The organism is Streptomyces sp. TLI_185 (genome assembly GCF_003814765.1).
Lineage (GTDB): Bacteria > Actinomycetota > Actinomycetes > Streptomycetales > Streptomycetaceae > Streptomyces.
This window is the reverse complement of the sequence record NZ_RKRB01000001.1, coordinates 2,306,330-2,328,040: the sequence shown is the minus strand read 5'-3', so window position 1 is coordinate 2,328,040 and position 21,711 is coordinate 2,306,330. Positions and strand designations below refer to the sequence as shown.

Here is a 21,711-nt window from a genome sequence, read left to right as displayed (position 1 = left end):
GTGCGACTGACGGGTCACAAGATCGCCGTACTGATGGAGAGCGACTTCTACGAACCCGAGATCCTCTACTACGCGCGCCGTTTCCCCGAAGAGGGCGCCGAGGTCCACTTCCTGTCCCGGCTGTGGGGCGAGAAGGAGATGACCTTCCAGGGACACGAGCACCGGATGCCGTTCACGGTCACCGAATCCTTCGAGGACGTCGACGAGTTCGCGCTGAAGGAGTTCAGCGCCGTCATCGTCCCCTCCGGGATGGTCGCCGACCGGCTGCGCTACACCGAGGACCCGGACCGACTCCCGCCCGCCGCACGGTTCCTGCGCCGCGCGTTCGCCGACCCCGCCATCCTCAAGGGCGTCATCTGCCACGGCATGTGGCTCGCGGCCCCGGTGCCCGGACTGGTCCGCGGCCGGCGCGCCGTGGTGCACAACAACCTGCTGGGCGACCTGCGCAACATGGGCGGCAGCTACGTCGACCAGGACGTCGTCGTCGACGACGACCTCGTCACGGCCCGCACCGGCGAGCACTGCCATCTCTTCGCACGCACCATCATCGACCTGCTCGCCGCACACGGGACAAGAAGCGCCGGCACCGGCTTGTGGGCGCGGTGAGCTGATGAACACTCACGGGGGAACGCGCCGGGCAGGTCGGTCAGCTCTGGTGCTGCTGCTGGCCGGTCAGGGCCTGCGCGGGATCGTAGGTCGTGGGCATCCCGGAGGCCTGCAGCGCCTGGTCGTAGGCGTCCAGGGCCTCCTTCGCGCGGCCCTGGCGCTTCCACACGTCACCGAGGTGGCGCCATTCCTGCGCGGTCTCGTACGACGCCGCGAAATGCCTCAGCTGGCGGGTCGCCGCGTGCAGGCCCTGCAGGCCCTCCTCCGTCTCCCCGCGCAGCAGATGGATCTCGGCGATCCTGACGCGTGCCCCGACCGCCTCGACGCGCGGACCCGAGCTGAGCAGTCCGAGGGCGCGCCGGGCGTGGGAGACCGCCTCGTCCCACCGGCCGAGCTGGGTGTTCGCGTCGATCAGGCAGATCTCGCACCTGGCCTGCTCCACGGCGGTGCCGAGCTCCGCGAGCGTCTGGCCCGCGGCCTCGAGGAGTTCCAGCGCCCGGGCCGGGTCGGGCACGTCGGACTGCAGCTCCAGCCAGGCGACCGTCATCTTGAGCATCGCCACATGCCGCAGGTTGTCGTCGTCGGCCATCATCGCCAGGGCCCGCTCGGTGAGCGCGAGCGCCTCGGGGAGCTGCCGCCTGGAGAGGGCGACCAGCCCGGCGTTCCAGTACACCGCGCCGCGGCCGGCGCGTCCGCCGTGGTCCTCCGCCACCGGAACGAGCTTCTGGGCGAGAAGGTGGGCGCGGGTGATGTCGCCGCGCATGAGGTACGACCCGATGAGCGTCGCACCGACCTGGATGTGGTCCACGGTGACGTCCAGGCCGAGCGCATCCAGCCTGGCCATGGCCCGCTCGCCGATCTCGATGCCGAGGGTGATGTCGCCCATGTTGCGGTAGCAGCGGCTGAGGGCGACCTGGACGCGGCACCACTCGTCGGAGCCGGCCGCGAGAGACGGGTCCTTGCCGAGCTCCTCCAGTACGGGGATGGCGGCCTCGATCCGGTCGAGCTTCTCCAGCGAGGTCGCCTGACCGATGCGGGCGCGCAGCCGCATGTGCGGGTCCAGCAGGGCGGGTTTGGCGAGGAGTTCACCGAAGGCCTGCAGGGCCTCGCCGTTGTCGCCGTTCCGCAGCGCCATTTCGGCGAAAGAGAGCTTCAGCCTGGTGTCCTCCAGGGCATGGTCGTCGCGACCGGTGCGCAGATGGTCCGGCGAGCACCCCAGTTTCCCGGCGAGCGCGGAGAGCACCGCATCCGAGGGAGCCCTTTTCCCTGATTCGATGAGCGAGATGTAGCTCGCCGAGATATCCGAGGAGGCCAGATCCTGCTGCTTCAGTCCGAGTTTGACGCGGAGGGTCCGGATGCGCCTGCCCAACTCGACCGGAGACACGCTTTCCGTTTGATCCATTTGGCTTCCCAGGGGTGAGCGCATGACTTCAGGTGTCATAGATCACAATACCAGCATGACTGGGCCACGCCAATGGGCTTGACCGGGCTGTGGCCGGGAGCGGCCGAAAACACCCTGCTCCGCTTGTGGTTGCCGTGTACGCGAACAGGACACGGAAATTCCGATTCCAATAATTCCAATACCGTCTCCATTTTACTGAAATGCACTTGACTAACGATGTAATGTTCGATTGACTCGTATCGTAAATAAAAACCTCTAGGGGGAATGGAGAAAAGGAGTGATTCACAAACTCGCCGCAATACTTGTGGCTGTGCTCTTCGTCGCCGGACTGGTCGGCGGCGGGACCTTCCTCGCAGAAGGAGGGGCGTCCGTGCAGACGGTCGAGCCCGCGAGGGAAAACGGACCGGCGGGCGGCGGCTGCTGCTGATCCGGCCGGCGCACCTCGGCCGGCTGCCGTAAAGGGAGTCCTAACCGGAAACGCCCCGAGGGTCCGTGAGCGGAAAATGACAGGCGACTGAACGGCCACCCCCCACAGCCGTCTTCAGGGTCGCCGGGATTTCCCGTTCACACCTGCGCTGTTCCTCCCGTCGAAGTGAAGCGAACACGGGGCAGCGTGTCCGGAACCGGCATCCCGTCACGTACGTGCCGACCGTCGACGGATCGCCCCGTAGGACAACGGCCGTACGTGTTCGCTGCAGCGCGGGATCAGGCACCGACACCGCGTCCAGCAGCGCCCTGGTGTACGGGTGGGCAGGCCACTCGAACACCTCCTTGACCTCGCCGGTCTCGACGACGCGACCGGCATGCATGACCGCGACCCGGTCGGCCATCTGTCGCACCACGGCCAGGTCGTGCGAGACGAACAGACAGGACGGGCCGGGATCCTCCCTCAGCCTGCGCAGCAGATCGAGGATCCCGGCCCCCACGGACACGTCGAGCGCCGACAGCGGCTCGTCCAGCAGCAGAAGTTGCGGCCGGGCGGCCAGGGCCCGGGCGATGGCGATCCGTTGCCGCTGACCGCCGGAGAACCGGTGCGGGCAGACGGACATGTCCTGCGGGCCGAGCCCGACGAGCCGCAACACCTCCGCCACCCGAGCAGCGACCCGGTCGGCCGGCATCCGCTGCACCCACAACGGCTCGGCGACGATGTCACCCACCGGCATCCGCGGATCCAGGCTCGACATCGGGTCCTGGGGCACGATCTGCACCGCGCTCCGCAACCGCCGCGCCGCGTCCCGCGACAACGACGAGGTGTCCTGCCCGAGGATCTCTATCGTCCCGCTCTGCGGGACCGCCAGGGACATCACTTCGAGCAGCGTGGTGGACTTCCCGGCCCCGGACTCTCCCACGAGCCCCACCGTCTCCCCCCGGCGCACCTCCAGATCGACCGACTCCACCGCGTGAACGACGCGTTCGGCCACCGTCCGTCGCCCCCGCCGCAGACTCCACGGGCTCCATGGCCCGAAGCCGCCGGGCGCGGGAAAGGACCTGGCCAGCCCGGTGATCCTGAGGACCGGCTCCGACTCGGGCCCTCCCGCGGGCGGCCTGCGGTACATGGACGGCGGAAACAGCTCGACGGAGCTGCGCTGCACGGCCTCGTCGCCCCGATGGCAGGCAGCCACATGCCCGTCGTCTCCCCTGAGTTCGGGCAGCTGCTCCCGGCACTTCTGCTCGGCGAGCGGACACCGCGGGGCGAAGGCGCAGCCCGGCCCGCTGCCACCGGCGGCCGGCGGTTCGCCCGGCACAGGGGTGGGCGGAGTCTCCCCGTCGATCCGGGGCACGGCCCCGATCAGCCCCTTGGTGTACGGCATCCGCGGCCGCGCAAAGAGCGCGTCGACGCCCGTGCTCTCGACGATCCGCCCGCCGTACATCACCGCGACCCGGTCCGCCGTCCCCGCCACCACCCCCAGGTCGTGGCTGACCAGCAGCAGCGCCGCGCCCGTGGCCCGCCGTGCCGTCGCCAGCGCCTCGAGCACCTGGGCCCGTACGGTGACGTCCAGGGCGCTGGTGGGCTCGTCGGCCACGATCACCTCGGGGCGGCCCGCCATCGCCATGGCGATCATGGCCCGCTGCCGCATCCCGCCCGACAGCTGGTGCGGGTAGGAACGGGCGGCCCGGTCCGGCTCCGGCACCCCGACCGCGTCCAGGAGCTCGGTCGCGGCCCGCAGCGCCGACTCCCGCCCCGGGCGCGGGCGTTGATGGATACGCAGCACCTCACCGATCTGGTCTCCCACCCTGTGCACCGGAGTGAACGCGCTCAGCGCGTCCTGGAAGACCATGGCGATGTGCCGCCCCCGCACCCGGGCGAGCTCGCGCACGGGCAGCCCGACCAGCTCCCGCCCGAGCAGCCGCACCGAACCGCTCACCTCCACCCCGGGCGGGCACAGGCCGAGCAGCGCCAGCGCGGTGAGGCTCTTCCCCGCCCCCGACTCGCCCACCAGGCCGAGGACTTCCCCCCGGCACAACCGGAGATCGACACCGTGCACCAGCGGCACCCCGGCCGACCGACGGCCCCCCGCCCGCCCGACCCGCAGCCCCCGCACGTCCAGCACCACATCGCCCGTCACACCCGGCTCCCCGCTTCCCCGCCGACCACCACCGCCCCCGGCTCCGGATCCAGCGCAGCCCGCAACGCATCCCCGATGAGATGGAACGCCAGCACGAGCAGGACCAGCAGCCCCGCCGGGAAGTAGAACATCCATGGATACGTGGTCGGCACGTCCGCCGCATCGGCGATCAGCGTGCCGAGGGACACGTCGGGCGGCTGCACCCCGAAGCCGAAGTACGACAGTCCGGTCTCGCTGATGACGGCCCCGGCGACCGCCACCGTCGCGTCCGTCACGAGGAAGGACGCCATGTGGGGGAGGATGTGCCGCCGGATGACCACGACCGGGCCGACCCCCATGTGCCGGGCCACCACCACGAACTGACGCTCCTTCAGAGAGCGGGTCATGGCCCGCACCGCCCGCGCCGTGACCATCCAGCCGAACGCGGCGATCAGTCCGACGTACGCGAGCCAGCCGAGAGCGCGCAGCCGCGGCGCCACCACCACCAGGACCAGGAACGCCGGCACCACCAGCATCAGATCCACGAGAAGCATCAGCGCCCGGTCCGCCCAGCCCCCGAAGTACCCCGCGCACACCCCCACCACCGCGGCGAGCCCCGTCGAGAAGCCCGCCGCCAGTGCCCCGATGAGCAGCGACTTCTGCAGCCCCCTGGCGCACTGCGCGTAGACGTCCTGGCCGATCCGGTTGGTGCCGAGCCAGTGCCGCCCGTCCGGCGGCCGGTGCAGCGCCGAGTAGTCGATGTCGGCGTAACCCCACCCGGACAGATGCGGTCCCGCGAAGGCGAACAGGAACAGAGCGAGCAGCAGCGCGCCGCCCGCCACCGCGCCCGGTGCGCGGACCAGCCGCCGCCGTACCGACGCCCCCCGCGCGGATCTCACGCGTACCGCACCCGCGGATCGAGTGCGCCGTGCAGCAGATCGGCGACCAGGCCGGCCAGCAGGACGAGCGCGGCGCTGAACACCTCGACCGCCATGGCCGCGTTCACATCGCCCCTCTGCACGGACTCGATGAACCAACTGCCCATGCCGTGCCAGCCGTAGATCTTCTCCGTGAACACGGCGCCGGTGAACAGCGTCAGAAAGCCGAAGGAGAAGAACGCCGTCAGCGGAATCAGCGAGGTCCGCAGGCCGTGCCGGAGCAGCGCGCGCCCGGGGGTGAGCCCCTTGGCCTGGGCGGTGCGCAGATGGTCCGAGGCGAGGACGTCCAGCGTGGCCCCGCGCTGGTAGCGGCTGTACGCGGCGACCGCCCCCAGCGCGACCGAGACCGTCGGCAGGGCCAAGTGCACCGCCGCGTCCCGGAGTTGGGCCGCTGCGCCGCCCTCCAGACCTGGCGTCCGCTCGCCGGTGTACCGGATCACCGTGCGGCCCGCCGCGTCATTGACCGTGAGCGCACCCGCCTGCAGCAGCAGCCCCAGCACGAACGGTGGCACCGACAGCACCGCGAAGGAGAACAGAGTCAGCGCCCGGTCGGGCAGCCGGCCCCGCCGCACCGCCGCCCACACCCCGGCCAGCACCCCCAGCACCGTGCCCACGACCGTCCCGACGATCAGCAACCGCGCGGTGACCCCCACCCGCCGGCCGAACTCGGCGTCCACCGGCCTGCCGTCGAGCGCGCGGCCGAGATCCCCGTGCAGCGCCCGCCACGCCCAGTGGCCGAACCGCTCGGTGACCGGAGTGCCGCTGTCGAGCCCGATTTCGGCGAGCCGCGCATCGACCACAGCGGCCGGCGGCCGGGGCGTCCGGTCCTCGAAGTAGGCCCGCGGATCAAGCGCCGCGGAGGAAATCAAATAGCAGAGGAACGTTGAAGCGAGAAGCAATATCAGGCAGTTCGTCAGACGTTTTGCCAACAATGCGAGCATCGGGTGTCGGACTCCTCGGCAACCCGTCGGCTTCATGTGCTTGACATGGGCCAATGTTAAGCTCGCCGACGCCCCTTGAAGACGTGTTTGCGCTTTCTTACGGCAGACTGCTCGCCGAAGGGAACTTCACACGGGGAGAGGGCAACGCAATGACGGGGTTCCGCATACGCGGCAGACGGTTGTGGCCCGCGCTGGTCTGGATCGCCCTCTGTGCTCTGCTGGGCGGCTGCACCGGGGCCCAGGGCCGCGCCGCCCCCGGCAACAGCAGCTCCAGCGCGGCGGTTCCGGCCTACGGCCGCACCGACGTCAACCCCCGCCCGCGCAGCGAACTGAAGCAGGGCGGCACCCTGACACTGCCGATCTACCAGTGGCTGACGCAGTTCAACTACTACCAGGCGGACGGCACTCTGGACGACGTCTTCACGGTCGTCAGCATGCTGGAACCGCGCCTGTTCGCCCGCGACGCCGAAGGCGCCCCCCAGCGCGTGCCCGACTACCTGCGCTCCGCCTCCGTCACCTCCACCACCCCCCAGACGGTCACCTACCGCCTCAACCCCGAAGCGAGGTGGTCCGACGGAAAGCCGCTCGGCTGGCGGGACTTCGCGGCCCAGTGGCGTGCGCTGGGCAGAGGCGACGCGCGGTTCCGGATCGCCGATCCGAGTGGCTACGAGGACATCGCCTCGGTACGTCGGGGGGCGGACGCGCACGAGGTCAAGGTCACCTTCAAGCGGCCGTTCGCCGACTGGCAGCGGCTGTTCACGCCGCTGTATCCGGCCGCCGGCTTCGGCAACCCCGCGGACTTCAACACCGGTTGGCAGGGGAAGGCGCCGATCACCGCCGGTGCCTTCAGGATCGGTTCGCTGGACGACACCGGCCAGACCCTGACCCTCGTACCCGACCCCGCATGGTGGGGGACCCGCCCCCGTCTCGACCGGGTCGTCTTCCGCACCCTCGACCCCACGACCGCCGTCCAGGCCTTCCTCAACGGTGAGATCGACGCCGTCAACGCCGCCTCCGCCGACCTCTACGACCGGCTCAAGAACGCCGACGACACCGACATCCGCACCGGCTCCGCCTGGGACGACGTCCAGGTCGCCCTGAACGGCGCCGCGGGCCCGCTCGCGGACGTCCAGGTGCGCCGGGCCGTGCTGCGGGCCATCGACCGCCACGCCCTCGCGGAGGTGGCGCGCACCGGCCTGCCGGTCGGCGTGCCGCTGCTCGGCAACCACTTCTTCATGACCAACCAGCCCGGATACGCCGACAATTCCGCTTCGCTCGGCACCTACGACCTGAAGGCCGCCGAGCGAATTCTGGACCAGCGGGGATGGCACCGCACCGGCGGCAGCGGCGCCCGAAGCAGGAACGGGCAGGAGTTGCGCCTGCGTTTCGTACTCAGCCAGTCCACCAACCGACTTGGTCTCGACCTCTCCCAGCTGATCCAGCAGATGCTCCAGCGCGCGGGAATTGCGGTGGAGATCCAGAAAGTCCCGGCCGACGACTACCTGCCGAAGTACCTCAACCGCGGGAATTTCGACCTGGCGATCTTCCGATTCAGAGGATTGACCTATCCCAGCACCCTGTACCCCGTCTACCGGCGGCCGAGCGGCGGCCAGTTCTACGAGAACTACGGCAGGATTTCCAGCCCCGAGATCGACTCCGTGCTCGGCCGGGCCGTGCACACCCTGGACGCAGGACGCCGCGACCAGCTCTACAACCAGGCCGACCGCCTGATCTGGCAGCTGGGCCACGACGTCCTGCTCTACCAGCGCCCGCAGGTGCTCGCGGTCAGGAAGGGCCTCGCCAACTACGGTGTGCCGGGCCTCGGCGACATCGACTTCACCGCGGTCGGCTGGCAGCGGTAGGGGCGGCTCAGCGTGTCGTAGCCCATCGCCACCGAGGCCAGCGTGACGTGATGGTGCCAGCCGCGGAAGGAGCGGCCCTCGAAGTCGGCGAGACCGAAGTCCTGCTGGAGCCGGCCGAGGCTCTCGCCCGACAGTGCCCGCAGCTGGGCCAGCGGCAGCACGTCCGACAGCCTGCGCCCGGGCAGGTTGGTCAGCCAGTACGTGCGCGGGGTGGGCCGGCCGTACGGCCAGTCGGTGACCAGATGCCTCGGCCGCTGCGGCGGATGCGCCCCCGCGGACCGGGCGCCCGCACCCCCGCCGTGGGGCGCCTCGGTCAGCAACAGGGCCGGTGCGGACAGGACCTGGGACTGCCGCATCCGGGCCGTCGTCCGGTCCTGCCAGGCGATCGGCATCCGCTTGCGGTGCTGGACGGCGTGCACGGCGAGCTCCGTCAACGTCCCGCTGCCGTACGGGGATCCGGCGCACGGCCTGGGCAGGGTGACCGCGGTGCTGGGCGAGGCCTCGACCAGATATGCAAGCCCCCGCGCCTCGAGCCCGCGCAGCAGGGGCGCCACATCGGCCTCACCCCTCCAGTCCACCAGCACCGGCAGCGGCTCCAGACACCACTCCTCCAGCATCTCGTCGACGGCCTCCAGGACGTACCGCCAGCGCGGCCGGGAGCGCTCCTCCGGCGGCAGATGCGCCTGGGTGCGCAGCCGCTCGTCGCGATCCCAGCGGGCCGGCAGCATCAGCCGCCAGCTGACCGGCACCCCGCCGTGCCGGCCCACCAGCGAAGTGGCCAGCGCCAGCTGGCAGTTGACCGTGCGCTCCAGCGAGGGCGCGTACTGCCGGGCCACGCCCACGGAGCGGTCGCCGTTCTTCGTGAACACGACCTCGTCGACGCACCAGGCCTCCGAGCTGAAGGCCCGGCTCAGCTGCCCGGCGAGCCGCCGGCGCACCGGACCGCAGGGCCACGGGCTCTGGTTGACGAACTGCTGGATCTGCTGCACGGCCCGGCGGCCCAGCACCTGCTCGGAGATGCGGGCCGGGGTCTTGCGGCCGGGCACGCCGAGCAGTCCACGGACGTAGACCTCTCCCCAGCGCCGCTGGTCGGAGCGGCTGAGGGTGCCGAAGAGGTCTTGGCAGTAGGCGGACAGGTCCACCGGCTCTACGGGCACCTCGTAGGGCGGGCCGAAGTCCGGCTCCGCGGCAAGGATTCCGGGGGGCAGGGTGGTGGTCACGGTTCAGTCCTCCTCGCCCTCTAGCAGGAAGGCGTCGGTGGCCATCAGGGCTTCGCGGACCTCGGGCAGAACGGCGCCGACGACGACGAAGTCGACGTCGAGCCCTGCCTTGGTGCGCTGCACGAGAAGTTCGTTGACCGCGGGCCGGCACATCTCGCTGACCTCGGACAGATGGAACTCCACCCGCTGGGGACCTGCGGCCATCACCTCGCCGAGGACCCGGCGGAACTTGTCCAGTTCGCCGCCGTCGACCGCGCCGCCGCAGCGGACGTGCGCGGTGCCGCCGTCGAACTCGCTGCGCATCCTCAGGCGCATCTGCACGGGCTCCAGCTCCACCCGCACCCGCACCGGCCCGTCGCTCTCGGGGAGCTTCACGGTCAGCTGTTTGGCGTCGAAGTGATGGTGCTCGCGCCCGTCGACCCAGACCCGGGTCAGCTCCACCGACCCCGGCGGCAACAGGTCGGGCGCCACCCGCAGTTCGCGCTCGGGCAGGTCGCCGGGGCGGGGCCGGAAGTACAGGGTGAGCGGCTCGTGGCTGATCAGCAGACCGGTGTAGGCGGCCGCCAGGTAGCACAGCTCCAGCGAGTGGTAGCCGGCCATGGCGTGCGAGCCCTTGAGCCGCTCGGTGCCCACCAGATACGGGATCCCGTCGGCCAGCACATTGAAGTACACGCCGCCGTCCTGATGGTCCAGGAAGAAGGCGTTGTAGAAGGAGGCGGCCTCCCGCGCCAGCCTGAGCGACTCGGGATCGTCGGCCGTCCCCGCCAGGATCAGATAGGCGAGGATCGCCTGCTCCTGCTGCCACCAGGCCTTGCGGTCGTGCCACACCATCCGGTGGATGCCGCTGTCCGCATCCGCCCGCCGCTCGACCACGTCGTACCAGCCGCCGCGCTGCTGGTCGCTGCCGACCGGCGGCATGATCTCGCCGATCCGCCGGGCGGTCTCGGCGTACTCCTGCTTGTCGTGCAGGGCCCGGATCCGGGTCAGGTTCCAGGCGATCTTCAGGTTGTGCCCGACCACCGCCCGGTCCTGCTGCCAGCCCCAGGTGCGGTCCGGGCTCCAGTCCTCGTGGAAGCGCTCCTGCACGAACGGGCTGTCCGGCTCGTCCGGGAAGCGGGCCACGATGGTGTCCGCGGTCTCCTCCAGGAGCTCGGCGAAGTCCTCGCGGCCGGTGGCCAGATAGGCGTTGATCAGATACGCCGGGGCGTGGTCGCCGACCGAGTTCCAGTTCTTGCGGGAGCGGTTGCGGCCCAGCGCGTCGTCGCAGGGGCTCAGGTTGATCGGGTCGATGTGCGAGAAGAAGCCCCCGCGCTCCTCATCACGGAAGTACCGCTGGAACAGGGCGACCGTCCGGTCGATGTCCTGAAGGATCCGCGGATCGCCGGTCACCCGGTACGTCTGGGTCGGCCCGGCCAGCGCATAGATCTGCTCGTACATCGGGATGGCGTCGAAGTCGTCGCCGAACTCCGAGGCGTACACCTTGCGCCGCCCGGTCGGCGTGATGTCCATGCCGTGGTACCAGTAGACGATCCCGTCCTGCTTGTCGTCGACGCGCATGTACTGCCGTAAGTACTCGGTCCCGCTCTCGGCCGCGTCCAGGAACCGGTCCTCGCCGGTCAGCAGATAGGCGGTCGAAAGGCCGTACACCAGCCGGGAGATGGTGTCGGTCTCCTGGCGCACGTTCTCCCCCGCGTGCTCGGGCAGGTGCGCCCCGTCGAGCGTGAGATGGGTGCGGTAGTTGCGCCAGTCGAACTTGCCGTCGGGGAACTGGCCGCGCAGATAGAAGTCGGCGATCGCCGCGGCCTGCTGCACCCACCAGTTGGGATGCTCGAAGACGTAGTGGCCGCGGCTCTCCTCGGGGAAGGTGATCTCCTTCGCCTCGAAGCGCGCGCCGCCCTCCCACTCGTAGAAGATCCCGTACGCGAACAGGAAGCGCCCGGTGCCCAGCATGTCCCGGGTGCGCGAGGTGGTGTCCTGGTAGGGGTCGCCCAGGTTGCGGACGATGCGGGAGACGACGTTGCGGGCCAGGTGCACGGTGAACTCGCGGCCGTCGGAGGTGCGCAGCCCGAAACGGTGCTGGGTGGGGCTGTGGTACGTCACATATCCCGCGAGGGTGTCGGAGAAGATACGGCGGTCGGTGGTGGCACTCATCTCGTCACGTGCCCTTCTCGTCGGGTAGCGCCACAAGGAGGACGACACTGCGGCCGTGGGCGTGGAAGACGGACTCGTCGACCGGTTCCTCAGCGCCGGCGGGCAGCAGGTCGTGCGGCCCGGAGCAGGCCGTGTCCAGGACTCGGAACCAGCGGTGGCCCTCGACGGGCGGCAGCTCGAAGTCCAGGCCCAGGTGGTACATGTTCAGGATCAGATGCAGATCGGGGTCGCCGTCGAAGCCGCCGAGCGTGGCCGCGAGCACCCGGGCGTCCGCATGGTCCCAGCCGGGACACAGCAGCTTGGTGCCGTGCCAGGTGACGTCGGCCTGCCCCCGCTCATTGCGGCGCTCGGTGAAGAAGCGGGCCTCACGGAAGGTCCTGAAACGCTTCCGCAGCCCGATGACCCGTTCGGTGAAGGAACGTATCTCCGTTTCCTTCTCCGCCTGGTCCCAGTCCAGCCAGGAGGTCTCGTTGTCCTGGCAGTACGCGTTGTTGTTGCCCTGCTGGCTGTTGCGGAACTCGTCCCCGGCGAGCAGCATCGGCACGCCCCGGCTGAGCATCAGGATCGACAGGAAGTTCTTGATCTGCCGCACCCTGAGCCGCTCCACCTCCTCGGAGTCCGTCGGGCCCTCCACCCCGCAGTTCCAGCTGAAGTTCTCGTGCGCACCGTCGGCGTTCGACTCGCCGTTGGCGTGGTTGTGCTTGTGCTGGTACGAGACCAGGTCGTTGAGGGTGAACCCGTCGTGGCAGGTCACGAAGTTGATGCTGTTGGTGGGCAGCACCTGCTGCGGGAAGAACAGGTCCGCCGAACCGCCGAGCCGGGAGGCGATCTCCCCGACCAGGCCGGCATCCCCGCGTACGAAACGGCGTACGTCGTCCCGGAACGGCCCGTTCCACTGCGCCCAGCGCTTCCCCGGGAACCGGCCGACCTGGTAAAGCCCGCCGCCGTCCCACGGCTCCGCGATGATCTTCGTCTCGGCGAGCACCTGCGACAGCTCGATCGCCCAGAGGGCCGGCGGTACGGCCATCTCGTAGCCCATGGGCCCGCGGGACATCTCCGAGGCCAGGTCGAAGCGGAAGCCGTCGACATGGTGCTCGGTCACCCAGTACTCCAGGCACTCCAGGATGAACTTGGTGACCATGGGGTGGTTGGCGTTGACCGCGTTGCCGCAGCCCGTGAAGTCCATGTAGCGGCTGCGGTCCTGCGGCCACAGGTGGTAGTACGCCTCGTTGGCGAGGCCCCGGAAGCTGATCGTCGGCCCGTACTCGTTGCCCTCGCTGGTGTGGTTGAAGACCACGTCGAGGATGACCTCGATGCCCGCCCGGTGCAGCGCCTTGACCATGTCCCGGAACTCGGTGATGTGCCCGGCCAGATGGGGCTCGGCGCAGTAGCCGGTGTGCGGGGCGAAGAAGCCGTACGGGTCGTAGCCCCAGTAGTTGCGCAGCAGTGTGCCGTCCGGTCCGGTGCGCAGGATCTGCGTCTCGTCGAAGTCGAAGACGGGCAGCAGTTCCACGGCGGTGATGCCGAGCCGCTTCAGCTCCGGGATCTTGTCCACGACCGCGGAGAAGGTGCCGGGGTGGGCGGAGCGCGAGGTGGGCGACGCGGTCAGGCCGCGGACGTGCATCTCGTAGATGACCGTGTCCGTCATCGGCGTCCGCAGCGGACGGTCGCCCTCCCAGTCGTAGTCGTCGAGGTCGACGACCAGGCTGCGCATGCAGTGCTCCACGTTGTCCCCGCCGCCGATGGCGTGCGTACGGTCCCAGCAGCTGTTGATGTTGGCCCGTGCATACGGGTCGAGGAGCACCTTGCGGTGGTTGAAGCGGGCCCCGGAGTGGTGGGTGTTGCGGGGACCGTCGATCCGGTACGCGTACACCTGCCCCGGGCCGACCCCGGCCACATGGCAGTGCCAGAAGTGGAAACTGCGGTGCCGCTCCGGGTGCAGGCGCACGACGCGGGACGGCAGGGGCGCGTCGCAGCGGTCGAACAGCAACAGGTCGACGCGCGTCGCGTGCTCGGAGAAGAGCGAGAAGTTCACGCCGTCGGCGTCGACGGTGGCGCCCAGTGGCTGTGGGCGCCCCGGCGTGACTCTCGGGACGGCCTCCGGCCGACGCTCCATCGTCAGGCTTCCCTGGGTCTTCACAGAGCTTCACCTCTTGTCACCTGGGAGTCACTGGCTCCGAACCAGTCAACAAGCCCTGTAAGGTCGAGTCAAGTAAATTGTAAATCCGGAGGGCGCCACGGGGCCCGGCGCGCGCCGGAGCGCACGGGGGGAGCTGGGGCTTCGCCGGTCCTCGGGGAATCTTGCGGAATGCGCGCGGGAAGGGCGGCGGACGACGGGTTGTGGCCAGATCGGCCGTGAACGTACGGCGAAGCCCCCGGCCGCTGAGCGGCCGGGGGCTTCGGCTGGTGTCCGAGGGGGGACTTGAACCCCCACGCCCGATAAAGGGCACTAGCACCTCAAGCTAGCGCGTCTGCCATTCCGCCACCCGGACAAGGTGTCTGTCGTGCGGGGTTTCCCTCGCGGCGACGAAGGAAACATTACCAGGCTTTCGAGAGGGCCCCGGTCACCCCCCGTCCGGCGTGAACGGCGTGTGACGGGCGGGGTCCGGTCTTGGGAGCGGCCGGGCGGAGAGGGAGGATGAGGGGAACCACCAGCAGTGACAGCGGGAGGAAGCAGCGTGAGCGAGACGGACACGGCCAGGGGCGTCACCGGCGAGGACGAGGTCGTGGACCTCTGCCGCGAGCTGATCCAGATCGACACCAGCAACTACGGCGACCACTCGGGTCCGGGTGAGCGGGAGGCGGCCGAGTACGTCGCAGAGAAGCTCGCCGAGGTGGGTCTCGAATCGAAGATCTTCGAGTCGCACCCGGGCAGGGCCTCCACGGTCGCCCGGATCGAGGGCGAGGACCCGTCACGGCCCGCCCTCCTCATCCACGGCCACCTCGACGTCGTACCGGCCAACGCCGACGACTGGACCCACCACCCCTTCTCCGGCGAGGTCACCGACGGCTGCGTGTGGGGCCGCGGGGCCGTCGACATGAAGGACATGGACGCGATGACCCTGGCGGTCGTGCGCGACCGGCTGCGCAGCGGGCGCCGGCCCCCGCGCGACATCGTCCTCGCCTTCCTCGCCGACGAGGAGGCGGGCGGCAAGTTCGGCGCCCGGCACCTGGTCGAGAAGCACCCCGGTCTCTTCGAGGGCGTCACCGAGGCGATCAGCGAGGTCGGCGGCTTCTCGTTCACGGTCAACGAGCAGCGGCGGCTCTATCTGATCCAGACCGCCGAGAAGGGCATGCACTGGATGAAGCTGACCGTGGCCGGCACCGCCGGTCACGGTTCGATGATCCACCGGGACAACGCCATCACCGAGCTGTCGGAGGCCGTCGCGCGGCTCGGGCGGCACAAGTTCCCGGTGCGGGTGACGAAGACCACCCGGGCCTTCCTCGACGAACTCGGCGACGCGCTCGGCACCGAGCTGGACCCGGAGGACATGGAGGGGACCCTGGCCAGGCTCGGCGGCATCGCCAAGCTCATCGGCGCGACCCTGAGCAACACCGCCAACCCCACACAGCTGGGCGCCGGTTACAAGGTCAACGTCATCCCCGGCGAGGCCACGGCGCATGTCGACGGGCGCTTCCTGCCCGGGTTCGAGGAGGAGTTCCTCGCCGACCTGGACAAGATCCTCGGGCCCAAGGTGAAGCGCGAGGACGTACATGCCGACAAGGCCGTCGAGACCACCTTCGACGGGGCGCTGGTGGACGCCATGCAGTCCGCGCTGGTGGCCGAGGACCCGGCGGCCAAGGCGATCCCGTACATGCTCTCCGGCGGCACGGACGCCAAGTCCTTCGACGAACTGGGCATCCGCGGCTTCGGCTTCGCCCCGCTCAAGCTCCCCCCGGAGCTGGACTTCGCGGGCATGTTCCACGGTGTCGACGAGCGGGTGCCGGTCGACGGCCTGAAGTTCGGCGTGCGCGTACTGGACCGCTTCATCGACGCCTCGTGACCTTCGTAATCGTCCGCACGTACGGAGCGGGACCGAGAAGGGTGAATGCGACCATCAGCTCGTAGCTCCATTACTTCCTCCTCGTTACAGGTAATGCGATCAGCAACACGAGATCGCTTTTGCCAACAAGGAGGAATAATGCTCAAGAAGGTCGTCGCTGCTGCGGCTGCCACTGGTGGTCTGGTTCTCGCGGGTGCGGGCCTGGCCGTCGCCGACGCCGGTGCTCAGGGTGCTGCGGTGCACTCCCCGGGTATCGCTTCCGGCAACGTCGTTCAGGTGCCCGTGCACGTCCCCGTGAACGTCTGCGGCAACACGATCTCCGTGATCGGGCTGCTGAACCCCGCCTTCGGCAACACCTGCATCAACAAGTGACGTCGACCCGCTGAGGGTCGTCACGCCCGTCGGCTCCGGAGTGCGCGCCATGCGCTCCGGAGCCGACCGGCCTTTTCGCGAATTTCCACGCGAGATGTCGCGAGATTTCAGGTCAGGAATGAAGGCAGGGAGAATTCAGTAATGCGACAGGTCACCCGCAAGGGCCTGATGACGGTGATGGCGGCGACCGGTGTGCTCGCCGCGGCGGGCGGTTACGCCCACGCCGACTCGGGAGCGAACGGCTCCACCTCGGACTCGCCCGGCGTACTGTCCGGCAACACGGTGCAGGCGCCGGTACATGTGCCGGTGAACGTCTGCGGCAACACGGTCAACGTCGTCGGACTCCTCAACCCGGCGAGCGGCAACGAGTGCACCAACGAGGGCGGCGGCAGCGGTTCCTCCGGCGGGCACGGCGGTTCCGGCGGCGGATCCCAGGCCAACGGACACGCCAGTGACTCACCCGGCATCGGCTCGGGCAACACCGTCCAGGCGCCGGTCGACGTGCCGGTCAATGTCTGCGGCAACAGCGTCAACATCGTCGGCATCGGCAACGCCGCCGAGGACAACGAGTGCACCAACGGCGGTTCGGGTGGCGGGCACACGACGCCTCCGGGAGGCGGCCACCAGACGCCGCCGCCCGGTCACCCCGGTCACCCCGGTCACCCCGGTCACCCTGGCCACCCGGGTAACCCTGGCCACCCGGGTAACCCCGGACATCCGGGCAGCCCGGACCAGCCCGGTCACCCCGGCAACCCGAGCACGCCGGGCGGCTCCTCGCACACCAACCACCCGGGCACCCAGACGGTGACCCAGCCGCAGGGCAGCGCACAGCTCGCGCACACCGGCAGCGACCTGCCGATCGGCGTCGTGCTTCCGGTGGGCGCCGGGGCACTGCTGGCGGGCGCGGTCATGTACCGCAAGGCGCGCGCTTCGGTCTGAACCGGCGCATCTCCACGCCAAGCACCGCAAACTTCCCCTACGGTGCACAGAACGGAGCGGGCCCCGTGCTGGCGGGGCCCGCTCCGTTTCCGTCGTCTCCGTCGTCGCCTCAGCTCACCACGTGGCCCGCACCTGGCGGATGATCCGCCGGCGCAACCGCACCCTGCGGCTGCCGTCGCGCAGCAGACTCAGACGGTCCAACTCCCAGTGTCCGTACTCGGCATGGTCCGTCAGCAGGCGTGTGGCGTCCTTGCGGGAAACCCCGCGCGGTACGTACACGTCGACAAATTCGTATTCCGGCATCGCATCTATTGTGCGGGCTGGGGCCCGGTACGGATAGCGTCTGCACTATGTCTGATGCTGCGCAGCCCACCGCTGCCGAGGTACGAGCCGCCGCCGAGGCGGTCAAGACCGCGCTCGACCGCCACCTGGCCGCGGTCGAACGCAGGTCCGGGGAGGATGACCAGGCCGTCTACGAGGCGTTCAACGAGCTGGCCGCGGCCGCCGAGACGTACGACGAGCTGCTCTACGACCGCTACGACGAGGTCACGCCCTTCGAGATCCCCGGTGCGGAGGACACGCTGCCGCCGTACACGGGCCCCGAGGAGCCGAACGCGCTGAGTGTGCTGATCCGCCGCGACTACGCCGTGGCGGAGCCGCATCGGCTGCTGGCGCAGGCGCAGCGGGTGGAGGCGGCGGACGACGACGGACGGGGGGCGGAGACCTCCGCGACCGTGCACGGGGCGCTGAGCGTCCTGTTCGGCGAGTTCGAACCGGACGAGATCGCCTCGCGGCACAAGGAGTTCGGCCTCGAGGAGGGCGACTCCACGCTCTGGGTGACGGCCGCGGACGAACCGGCCGAGCCGGGCGACTGGCTGGAGGCGCCGTTCGAGCAGATCGATCCGCAGCGGGTGGTCTGCCGCTTCGACGTCAGCGCGGTCTTCGACGACGAGATCGACGACGGCCGCCTGGCCGGCGTGGACGACGACGACCTCGAGGACGACCTCGACACCGATCTGGACGGCGACGAGGACCTGGAGCCACTGGACGCGGACCGCTAGCGCGGGCCGCCGACGCGGGGTCGGACCGGGCTGTTGCTGCGGCGGCGTTCACGGATGATCTCCGTGAACGCCGCCGCTGTTCGTGCGCGTGGTGGGTGCTTGGCTGCGGGCCGTCTGTGGCTGGTCGCGCCCACGCGGCGGTAGCCGCACATTCAACGCAGCCCCGCGCCCCTTGGGTGGCTGTCGGGACCCCGGACCCCCGGTCAGCCGGCGGCCGGTACCTGTGTGCTGAGCAGTAGCGGCAGGCGGGTCGTGCGCGGCTTGGCCGGGACCTCGGCGACGGCCCGGGGGAGTGCCTGGTCCACGCCGTGGACCACGGACAGGTGGCGGTCCGCCCTGCCGAACGCCGTGTAGACCCACGGCCGGCTGAGGGACTGCGCCGCGTCCCCGGGCAGCACCACGACCACTGCGGGCCACCGGGTGCCGACCGCCTGGTGCGCGGTCAGCGCCCACCCGTGCCGCACAGACTGCTCCACCCGCTCCTTCGGTACGACGACGGGGGTGCCCGCGCATGACAGGTGCAGTCCGTCGGCGTCGGCCGTCACGACCTTGCCCGGTGCCGTACGGCCGGGTGCGGGAGAGTAGGCGATCCGGTCACCGGGGTCGAAACCGCCGAAGCGGCCGGGGCCGGGGTTGAGGCGCTCCTTGAGCGCCGCGTTGAGCGCGCGGGTGCCGGCCGCGCCGCCGTGGCCCGGCGTGATCACCACGGTCTGCTCGGGCGGCACGCCGATCGCCCGGGGCACCGAGTCGGCGACGAGCTGCACGGTCCGGTGGACCGCCTCGCCCGCGTCCCGCACCGGGACGATCACGACCTCCTTGCCGGGGGCCTCGACCTGGTTGAGCTCACCGATGCCGACGCCGGAGACCAGCTCGCCCAGGGGGCCGAGGTCCGGCCGCCGCGAGGCGATCCGGGGGCAGACCCGTGCCGCCAGCAGATCGGCGAACACCCGCCCGGGCCCGGCCGACCCCAGCACCCCCGGATCCCCGGCCAGCACCAGCCGGGCACCGTCGGGCAGCGACTCGACGAGCAGGGCCCCCGTCTCGACGTCCAGTTGGGGCGCGTCGAGCACGATGAGAAGATCCAGATCCAGCGCCCCGTCCGCGTCACGCCCGGGCCCCTCGTCACCGGAGAGAAGCCCGGCGACGGTGACGACGCCGGACGCAGCGAGCCCACCTGCGGTCCCGTCCACCGCGGACCCGGATCCCCCCTGCGTGCGGCTGTCGGGCAGGGCGCCGCTTGCTGCGATGTGGTCCGGCGTGGTGCTCCCCGCCGTGCCGCCGCCCGGCGCGGGCCCGTCCCCTGTGGTGTCGTCCGGGGTGCGGCTGTCGGGCGCGCCGCTGCTCGCCCCGGTGGGGGCCGGCGTGGTGTCGCCCCCCGGAATGCGGTCCGCAGCGGTGCCGCTCACCTCGTTGCCGCCCGGCAGGGACCCGCTCACTCCACGACCTTCCGGCACAGCCCCGCCCGGGCCCCCGGCGCCCGCCCACAACGCTGCGAAGCGGTCGCGGCCGGCGGGGCTGTGTGTGGCGGCCCAGGCGCGCAGGCCGAGGGCGGCTGCTGTCTGCAGCAGTGCCGCCGGTTCGGCCAGGGACGCCTCGCCGCCGGTGTGCAGGACCAGGCCGTGGCCCGCGACCGCGCGGATGAGCTCGGCGGTGGAGTCCGGCGCGGAGGCGGCCTTGCTTTCCCAGACCTCGGCCGAACCGTCCTCCTTCGGCACCGAGTTGATCAGGCGGGCCAGTCCGTCGGCGAGGCTCTCCTCCGCGAGCGCATAGCGCTCCAGGCCGACCAGGATCCGTACCGGACGCTCCTCGGCCTCCTCGCCCTCCTCGGCCGTCTGCGGTGCCGGAGCGGTCGGGTCGAGGGCGTCCTGGAAGACCAGGGCCTCGCCCTCCGCCACAGCGCTCTGCACGGCTGCGTCTGCGTCGGGCACGCCCCGCTGGGACAGCGCCGCGGTGAGCGCAGGCATCTCCAGCGCCGTGTGCCCCGCGAGCGCCGCCTGCTCCAGCAGCCACCCCGTCAGCGCCCGGCCCCGCCGCTCGTCGTCCGGACCGCACTCGGCGCCGAGCAGTGCCCGCGCGAAGCCGTCGGCCTGCTCGGGCCGCACACCGCCGACGCGCAACAGCAGCCAGGGATCCGCCCGCAGAACTTCGTCCGCGCCCTCGCCGAGGACCGCGGCGACCTGCGGTGCGAGCGCGTCCGGTGCGCCGCCGTCGCTCAGCACGCCCCGTACCGCGTCGACGGCTTCCGGCGCGGGAGCGGCGGCCGCGGCCGCGGGCGTCGGCTGCGGACGCCGTACCGGCTCGGGGGCGGGGCGGCGCGGAGCGGACTCGCTGAACACGGTGGCCACGGGCCTCTCGCCGCTCTCCACGGCACGGACCGCGGCCAGCAGATCGGCGGCCTTCCCGCTGAGCTTCGCTCCGGCCTCGACGGGCCCCGCCTTCTCCGCCTTGCGCCGCTCGATCCGCTCCCGCTCCAGCCGCTGAGCCGCCAGCTCGGCCTCGGCTTCGGACAGTTGAGCGACCGAGTCGCCGTCACCGTCTGTTCCGGCCGACGGGGCCGGGACGTCGGGTTCGCCGTTCTGCCCCGCGGCGCCCGGCGTCCCCGGCTCGGCGTTCTCTGCGTCCTCGGTGGGCTCGGGCTCCGTGCTCACAGCGTGCTCCAGTCGTGATCGGGATAGCGGTGCACGGGCGCCGACACGTCGTCGAGCGCCCGGCAGATCTCGTCAGGAAGACTAAGGGCCTCCACTGACAATGCCGCCGTGAGCTGCTGGGAGTTGCGCGCACCGACGATGGGTGCGGCCACGCCGGGCCGGTCGCGGATCCATGCGAGGGCGACCTGGAGGGGAGTCACCGCGAGCCCGTCCGCCGCGGTCTGCACGGCGTCCACGATGCGGCTCGCGGTGTCGTCGAGGTACGGCGCGACGAAGGGCGCCAGGTGGTCGGAGGCGCCGCGCGAGTCGGAGGGCACGGTCTCGCCCCGGTACTTGCCCGTCAGGACCCCGCGGCCCAGCGGGGAGGACGGCAGCAGGCCGATACCCAGGTCCAGCGCGGCCGGCAGCACCTCGCGTTCCACTCCGCGCTGCAGCAGCGAGTACTCCATCTGCGTACTCGCCAGCCGGGTCCGCATCCCGGGAGCCGCCAGCTGCCACGTCGCCGCCTTGGCGAGCTGCCAGCCGCAGAAGTTGGAGACGCCGGCATAGCGCGCACGGCCGCTGCTGACCGCCAGGTCGAGGGCCTGGAGGGTCTCCTCGAGCGGGGTGTACGGGTCGAAGGCGTGGATGTGCCAGACGTCGACGTAGTCCGTGCCGAGCCGGGCCAGCGAGTCGTCCAGCGCGGAGAGCAGGTGCCCGCGCGAGCCGTCGACCCGGCGTTCCGGGTCCGGCACACTGCCCGCCTTGGTCGAGATCACCAGGTCCCGGCGCGGAACCAGGCCTTCTATGAGGCGTCCGAGCAGGTATTCGGCCTCTCCGTCGCCGTACACGTCCGCCGTGTCGACAAGGCTTCCGCCCGCCTCCCAGAACGTCTTCAAGAGGTCCGCGGCGTCGTGCTCGTCGGTGTCCCTGCCCCAGGTGAGCGTGCCGAGTCCGATACGGGACACACGAAGGCCGGTCCGGCCGAGATACCTCTGCTCCATGAACGCCGAGATTACTGGCCTGAACCTTCGGCGTGGGG

Annotated in this window: 16 protein-coding genes and 1 tRNA gene; 6 read left to right on the top strand and 11 right to left on the bottom strand. The window is 70.7% G+C overall.

Annotated elements, in window-relative coordinates; translation table 11 throughout:
- On the top strand, nucleotides 1-606 hold the full coding sequence (locus EDD92_RS10585) for a DJ-1/PfpI family protein (RefSeq protein ID WP_123964052.1): 606 nt from the start codon (nucleotides 1-3) through the stop codon (nucleotides 604-606).
- A 40-nt stretch (nucleotides 607-646) separates the two neighbouring features.
- Here EDD92_RS10585 and EDD92_RS10580 read toward each other — a convergent pair whose 3' ends face one another.
- The 4 genes from EDD92_RS10580 to EDD92_RS10565 all read right to left on the bottom strand — a co-directional run bounded on the left by EDD92_RS10580 (nucleotide 647) and on the right by EDD92_RS10565 (nucleotide 6,433).
- Nucleotides 647-2,008, bottom strand: a complete 1,362-nt coding sequence (locus EDD92_RS10580; RefSeq protein WP_123964051.1) for a helix-turn-helix domain-containing protein — start codon at nucleotides 2,006-2,008, stop codon at nucleotides 647-649.
- Nucleotides 2,009-2,475: 467 nt separating this feature from the next.
- Entirely contained in the window at nucleotides 2,476-4,575 is a 2,100-nt protein-coding gene (locus EDD92_RS10575; protein ID WP_185124510.1) for an ABC transporter ATP-binding protein, read from the bottom strand.
- Nucleotides 4,572-5,453: an ABC transporter permease gene (locus tag EDD92_RS10570; RefSeq protein ID WP_185123982.1), complete on the bottom strand. Its 882-nt coding sequence runs from the start codon at nucleotides 5,451-5,453 to the stop codon at nucleotides 4,572-4,574. The genes EDD92_RS10575 and EDD92_RS10570 overlap by 4 nt, the downstream gene beginning before the upstream one ends.
- Nucleotides 5,450-6,433, bottom strand: coding sequence for an ABC transporter permease (locus EDD92_RS10565; protein WP_123964049.1), 984 nt, complete (start codon nucleotides 6,431-6,433; stop codon nucleotides 5,450-5,452). Before EDD92_RS10565 ends, EDD92_RS10570 begins: the two co-directional genes overlap by 4 nt.
- Nucleotides 6,434-6,582: 149 nt before the next feature.
- Between EDD92_RS10565 and EDD92_RS10560 the strand changes: the two genes are divergently transcribed.
- Complete coding sequence (locus EDD92_RS10560; RefSeq protein WP_123964048.1) at nucleotides 6,583-8,295, top strand: ABC transporter family substrate-binding protein; 1,713 nt, start codon at nucleotides 6,583-6,585, stop codon at nucleotides 8,293-8,295.
- Here EDD92_RS10560 and EDD92_RS10555 read toward each other — a convergent pair.
- The 4 genes from EDD92_RS10555 to EDD92_RS10540 all read right to left on the bottom strand — a co-directional run bounded on the left by EDD92_RS10555 (nucleotide 8,238) and on the right by EDD92_RS10540 (nucleotide 14,158).
- A complete protein-coding gene (locus EDD92_RS10555) occupies nucleotides 8,238-9,515 on the bottom strand; it encodes a transposase (RefSeq protein ID WP_260326460.1) in 1,278 nt (425 codons plus the stop codon). The two genes, EDD92_RS10560 and EDD92_RS10555, sit on opposite strands and share 58 nt — an antisense overlap.
- A gap of 3 nt (nucleotides 9,516-9,518) precedes the next feature.
- Entirely contained in the window at nucleotides 9,519-11,666 is a 2,148-nt protein-coding gene (locus EDD92_RS10550; protein ID WP_123964047.1) for an AGE family epimerase/isomerase, read from the bottom strand.
- 4 nt (nucleotides 11,667-11,670) lie between these two features.
- Nucleotides 11,671-13,806 (bottom strand): glycogen debranching protein GlgX, encoded by a 2,136-nt coding sequence (gene glgX, locus EDD92_RS10545; protein ID WP_260326459.1) that lies wholly within the window; start codon nucleotides 13,804-13,806, stop codon nucleotides 11,671-11,673.
- A 264-nt stretch (nucleotides 13,807-14,070) separates the two neighbouring features.
- Nucleotides 14,071-14,158, bottom strand: a tRNA-Leu gene (locus EDD92_RS10540).
- A 186-nt stretch (nucleotides 14,159-14,344) separates the two neighbouring features.
- On the opposite strand from EDD92_RS10540, the gene EDD92_RS10535 reads away from it, so the two are divergent.
- The 3 genes from EDD92_RS10535 (at nucleotide 14,345) to EDD92_RS10525 (ending at nucleotide 16,981) form a co-directional block, all read left to right on the top strand.
- Nucleotides 14,345-15,670, top strand: a complete 1,326-nt coding sequence (locus EDD92_RS10535; RefSeq protein WP_123964046.1) for a M20/M25/M40 family metallo-hydrolase — start codon at nucleotides 14,345-14,347, stop codon at nucleotides 15,668-15,670.
- 138 nt (nucleotides 15,671-15,808) lie between these two features.
- Nucleotides 15,809-16,042, top strand: coding sequence for a chaplin ChpH (gene chpH, locus EDD92_RS10530; RefSeq protein WP_030947654.1), 234 nt, complete (start codon nucleotides 15,809-15,811; stop codon nucleotides 16,040-16,042).
- A gap of 141 nt (nucleotides 16,043-16,183) precedes the next feature.
- On the top strand, nucleotides 16,184-16,981 hold the full coding sequence (locus tag EDD92_RS10525) for a chaplin (RefSeq protein ID WP_123964045.1): 798 nt from the start codon (nucleotides 16,184-16,186) through the stop codon (nucleotides 16,979-16,981).
- Between the two features lie 114 nt (nucleotides 16,982-17,095).
- On the opposite strand, the gene EDD92_RS10520 is transcribed toward EDD92_RS10525, so the two are convergent.
- On the bottom strand, nucleotides 17,096-17,284 hold the full coding sequence (locus tag EDD92_RS10520) for a DUF5703 family protein (RefSeq protein WP_005485166.1): 189 nt from the start codon (nucleotides 17,282-17,284) through the stop codon (nucleotides 17,096-17,098).
- Nucleotides 17,285-17,331: 47 nt separating this feature from the next.
- On the opposite strand from EDD92_RS10520, the gene EDD92_RS10515 reads away from it, so the two are divergent.
- Nucleotides 17,332-18,042, top strand: coding sequence for a hypothetical protein (locus tag EDD92_RS10515; protein ID WP_030947649.1), 711 nt, complete (start codon nucleotides 17,332-17,334; stop codon nucleotides 18,040-18,042).
- A gap of 203 nt (nucleotides 18,043-18,245) precedes the next feature.
- Here the strand turns inward: EDD92_RS10515 and EDD92_RS10510 are convergent, their stop codons facing one another.
- Both EDD92_RS10510 and EDD92_RS10505 read right to left on the bottom strand, forming a co-directional pair.
- On the bottom strand, nucleotides 18,246-20,690 hold the full coding sequence (locus EDD92_RS10510; protein WP_123964044.1) for a helix-hairpin-helix domain-containing protein: 2,445 nt from the start codon (nucleotides 20,688-20,690) through the stop codon (nucleotides 18,246-18,248).
- Entirely contained in the window at nucleotides 20,687-21,673 is a 987-nt protein-coding gene (locus EDD92_RS10505; RefSeq protein ID WP_123964043.1) for an aldo/keto reductase, read from the bottom strand. The genes EDD92_RS10510 and EDD92_RS10505 overlap by 4 nt, the downstream gene beginning before the upstream one ends.
- Nucleotides 21,674-21,711: the final 38 nt, after the last annotated feature.

Bases quoted from the DNA above. Each gene is read 5' to 3' on its own strand.
- EDD92_RS10580 (WP_123964051.1), bottom strand. From the start codon at position 2,008: ATGGATCAAACGGAAAGCGTGTCTCCGGTCGAGTTGGGCAGGCGCATC.
- EDD92_RS10565 (WP_123964049.1), bottom strand. From the start codon at position 6,433: ATGCTCGCATTGTTGGCAAAACGTCTGACGAACTGCCTGATATTGCTT.
- EDD92_RS10560 (WP_123964048.1), top strand. From the start codon at position 6,583: ATGACGGGGTTCCGCATACGCGGCAGACGGTTGTGGCCCGCGCTGGTC.
- EDD92_RS10550 (WP_123964047.1), bottom strand. From the start codon at position 11,666: ATGAGTGCCACCACCGACCGCCGTATCTTCTCCGACACCCTCGCGGGA.
- chpH (WP_030947654.1), top strand. From the start codon at position 15,809: ATGCTCAAGAAGGTCGTCGCTGCTGCGGCTGCCACTGGTGGTCTGGTT.
- EDD92_RS10525 (WP_123964045.1), top strand. From the start codon at position 16,184: ATGCGACAGGTCACCCGCAAGGGCCTGATGACGGTGATGGCGGCGACC.
- EDD92_RS10520 (WP_005485166.1), bottom strand. From the start codon at position 17,284: ATGCCGGAATACGAATTTGTCGACGTGTACGTACCGCGCGGGGTTTCC.
- EDD92_RS10515 (WP_030947649.1), top strand. From the start codon at position 17,332: ATGTCTGATGCTGCGCAGCCCACCGCTGCCGAGGTACGAGCCGCCGCC.
- EDD92_RS10505 (WP_123964043.1), bottom strand. From the start codon at position 21,673: ATGGAGCAGAGGTATCTCGGCCGGACCGGCCTTCGTGTGTCCCGTATC.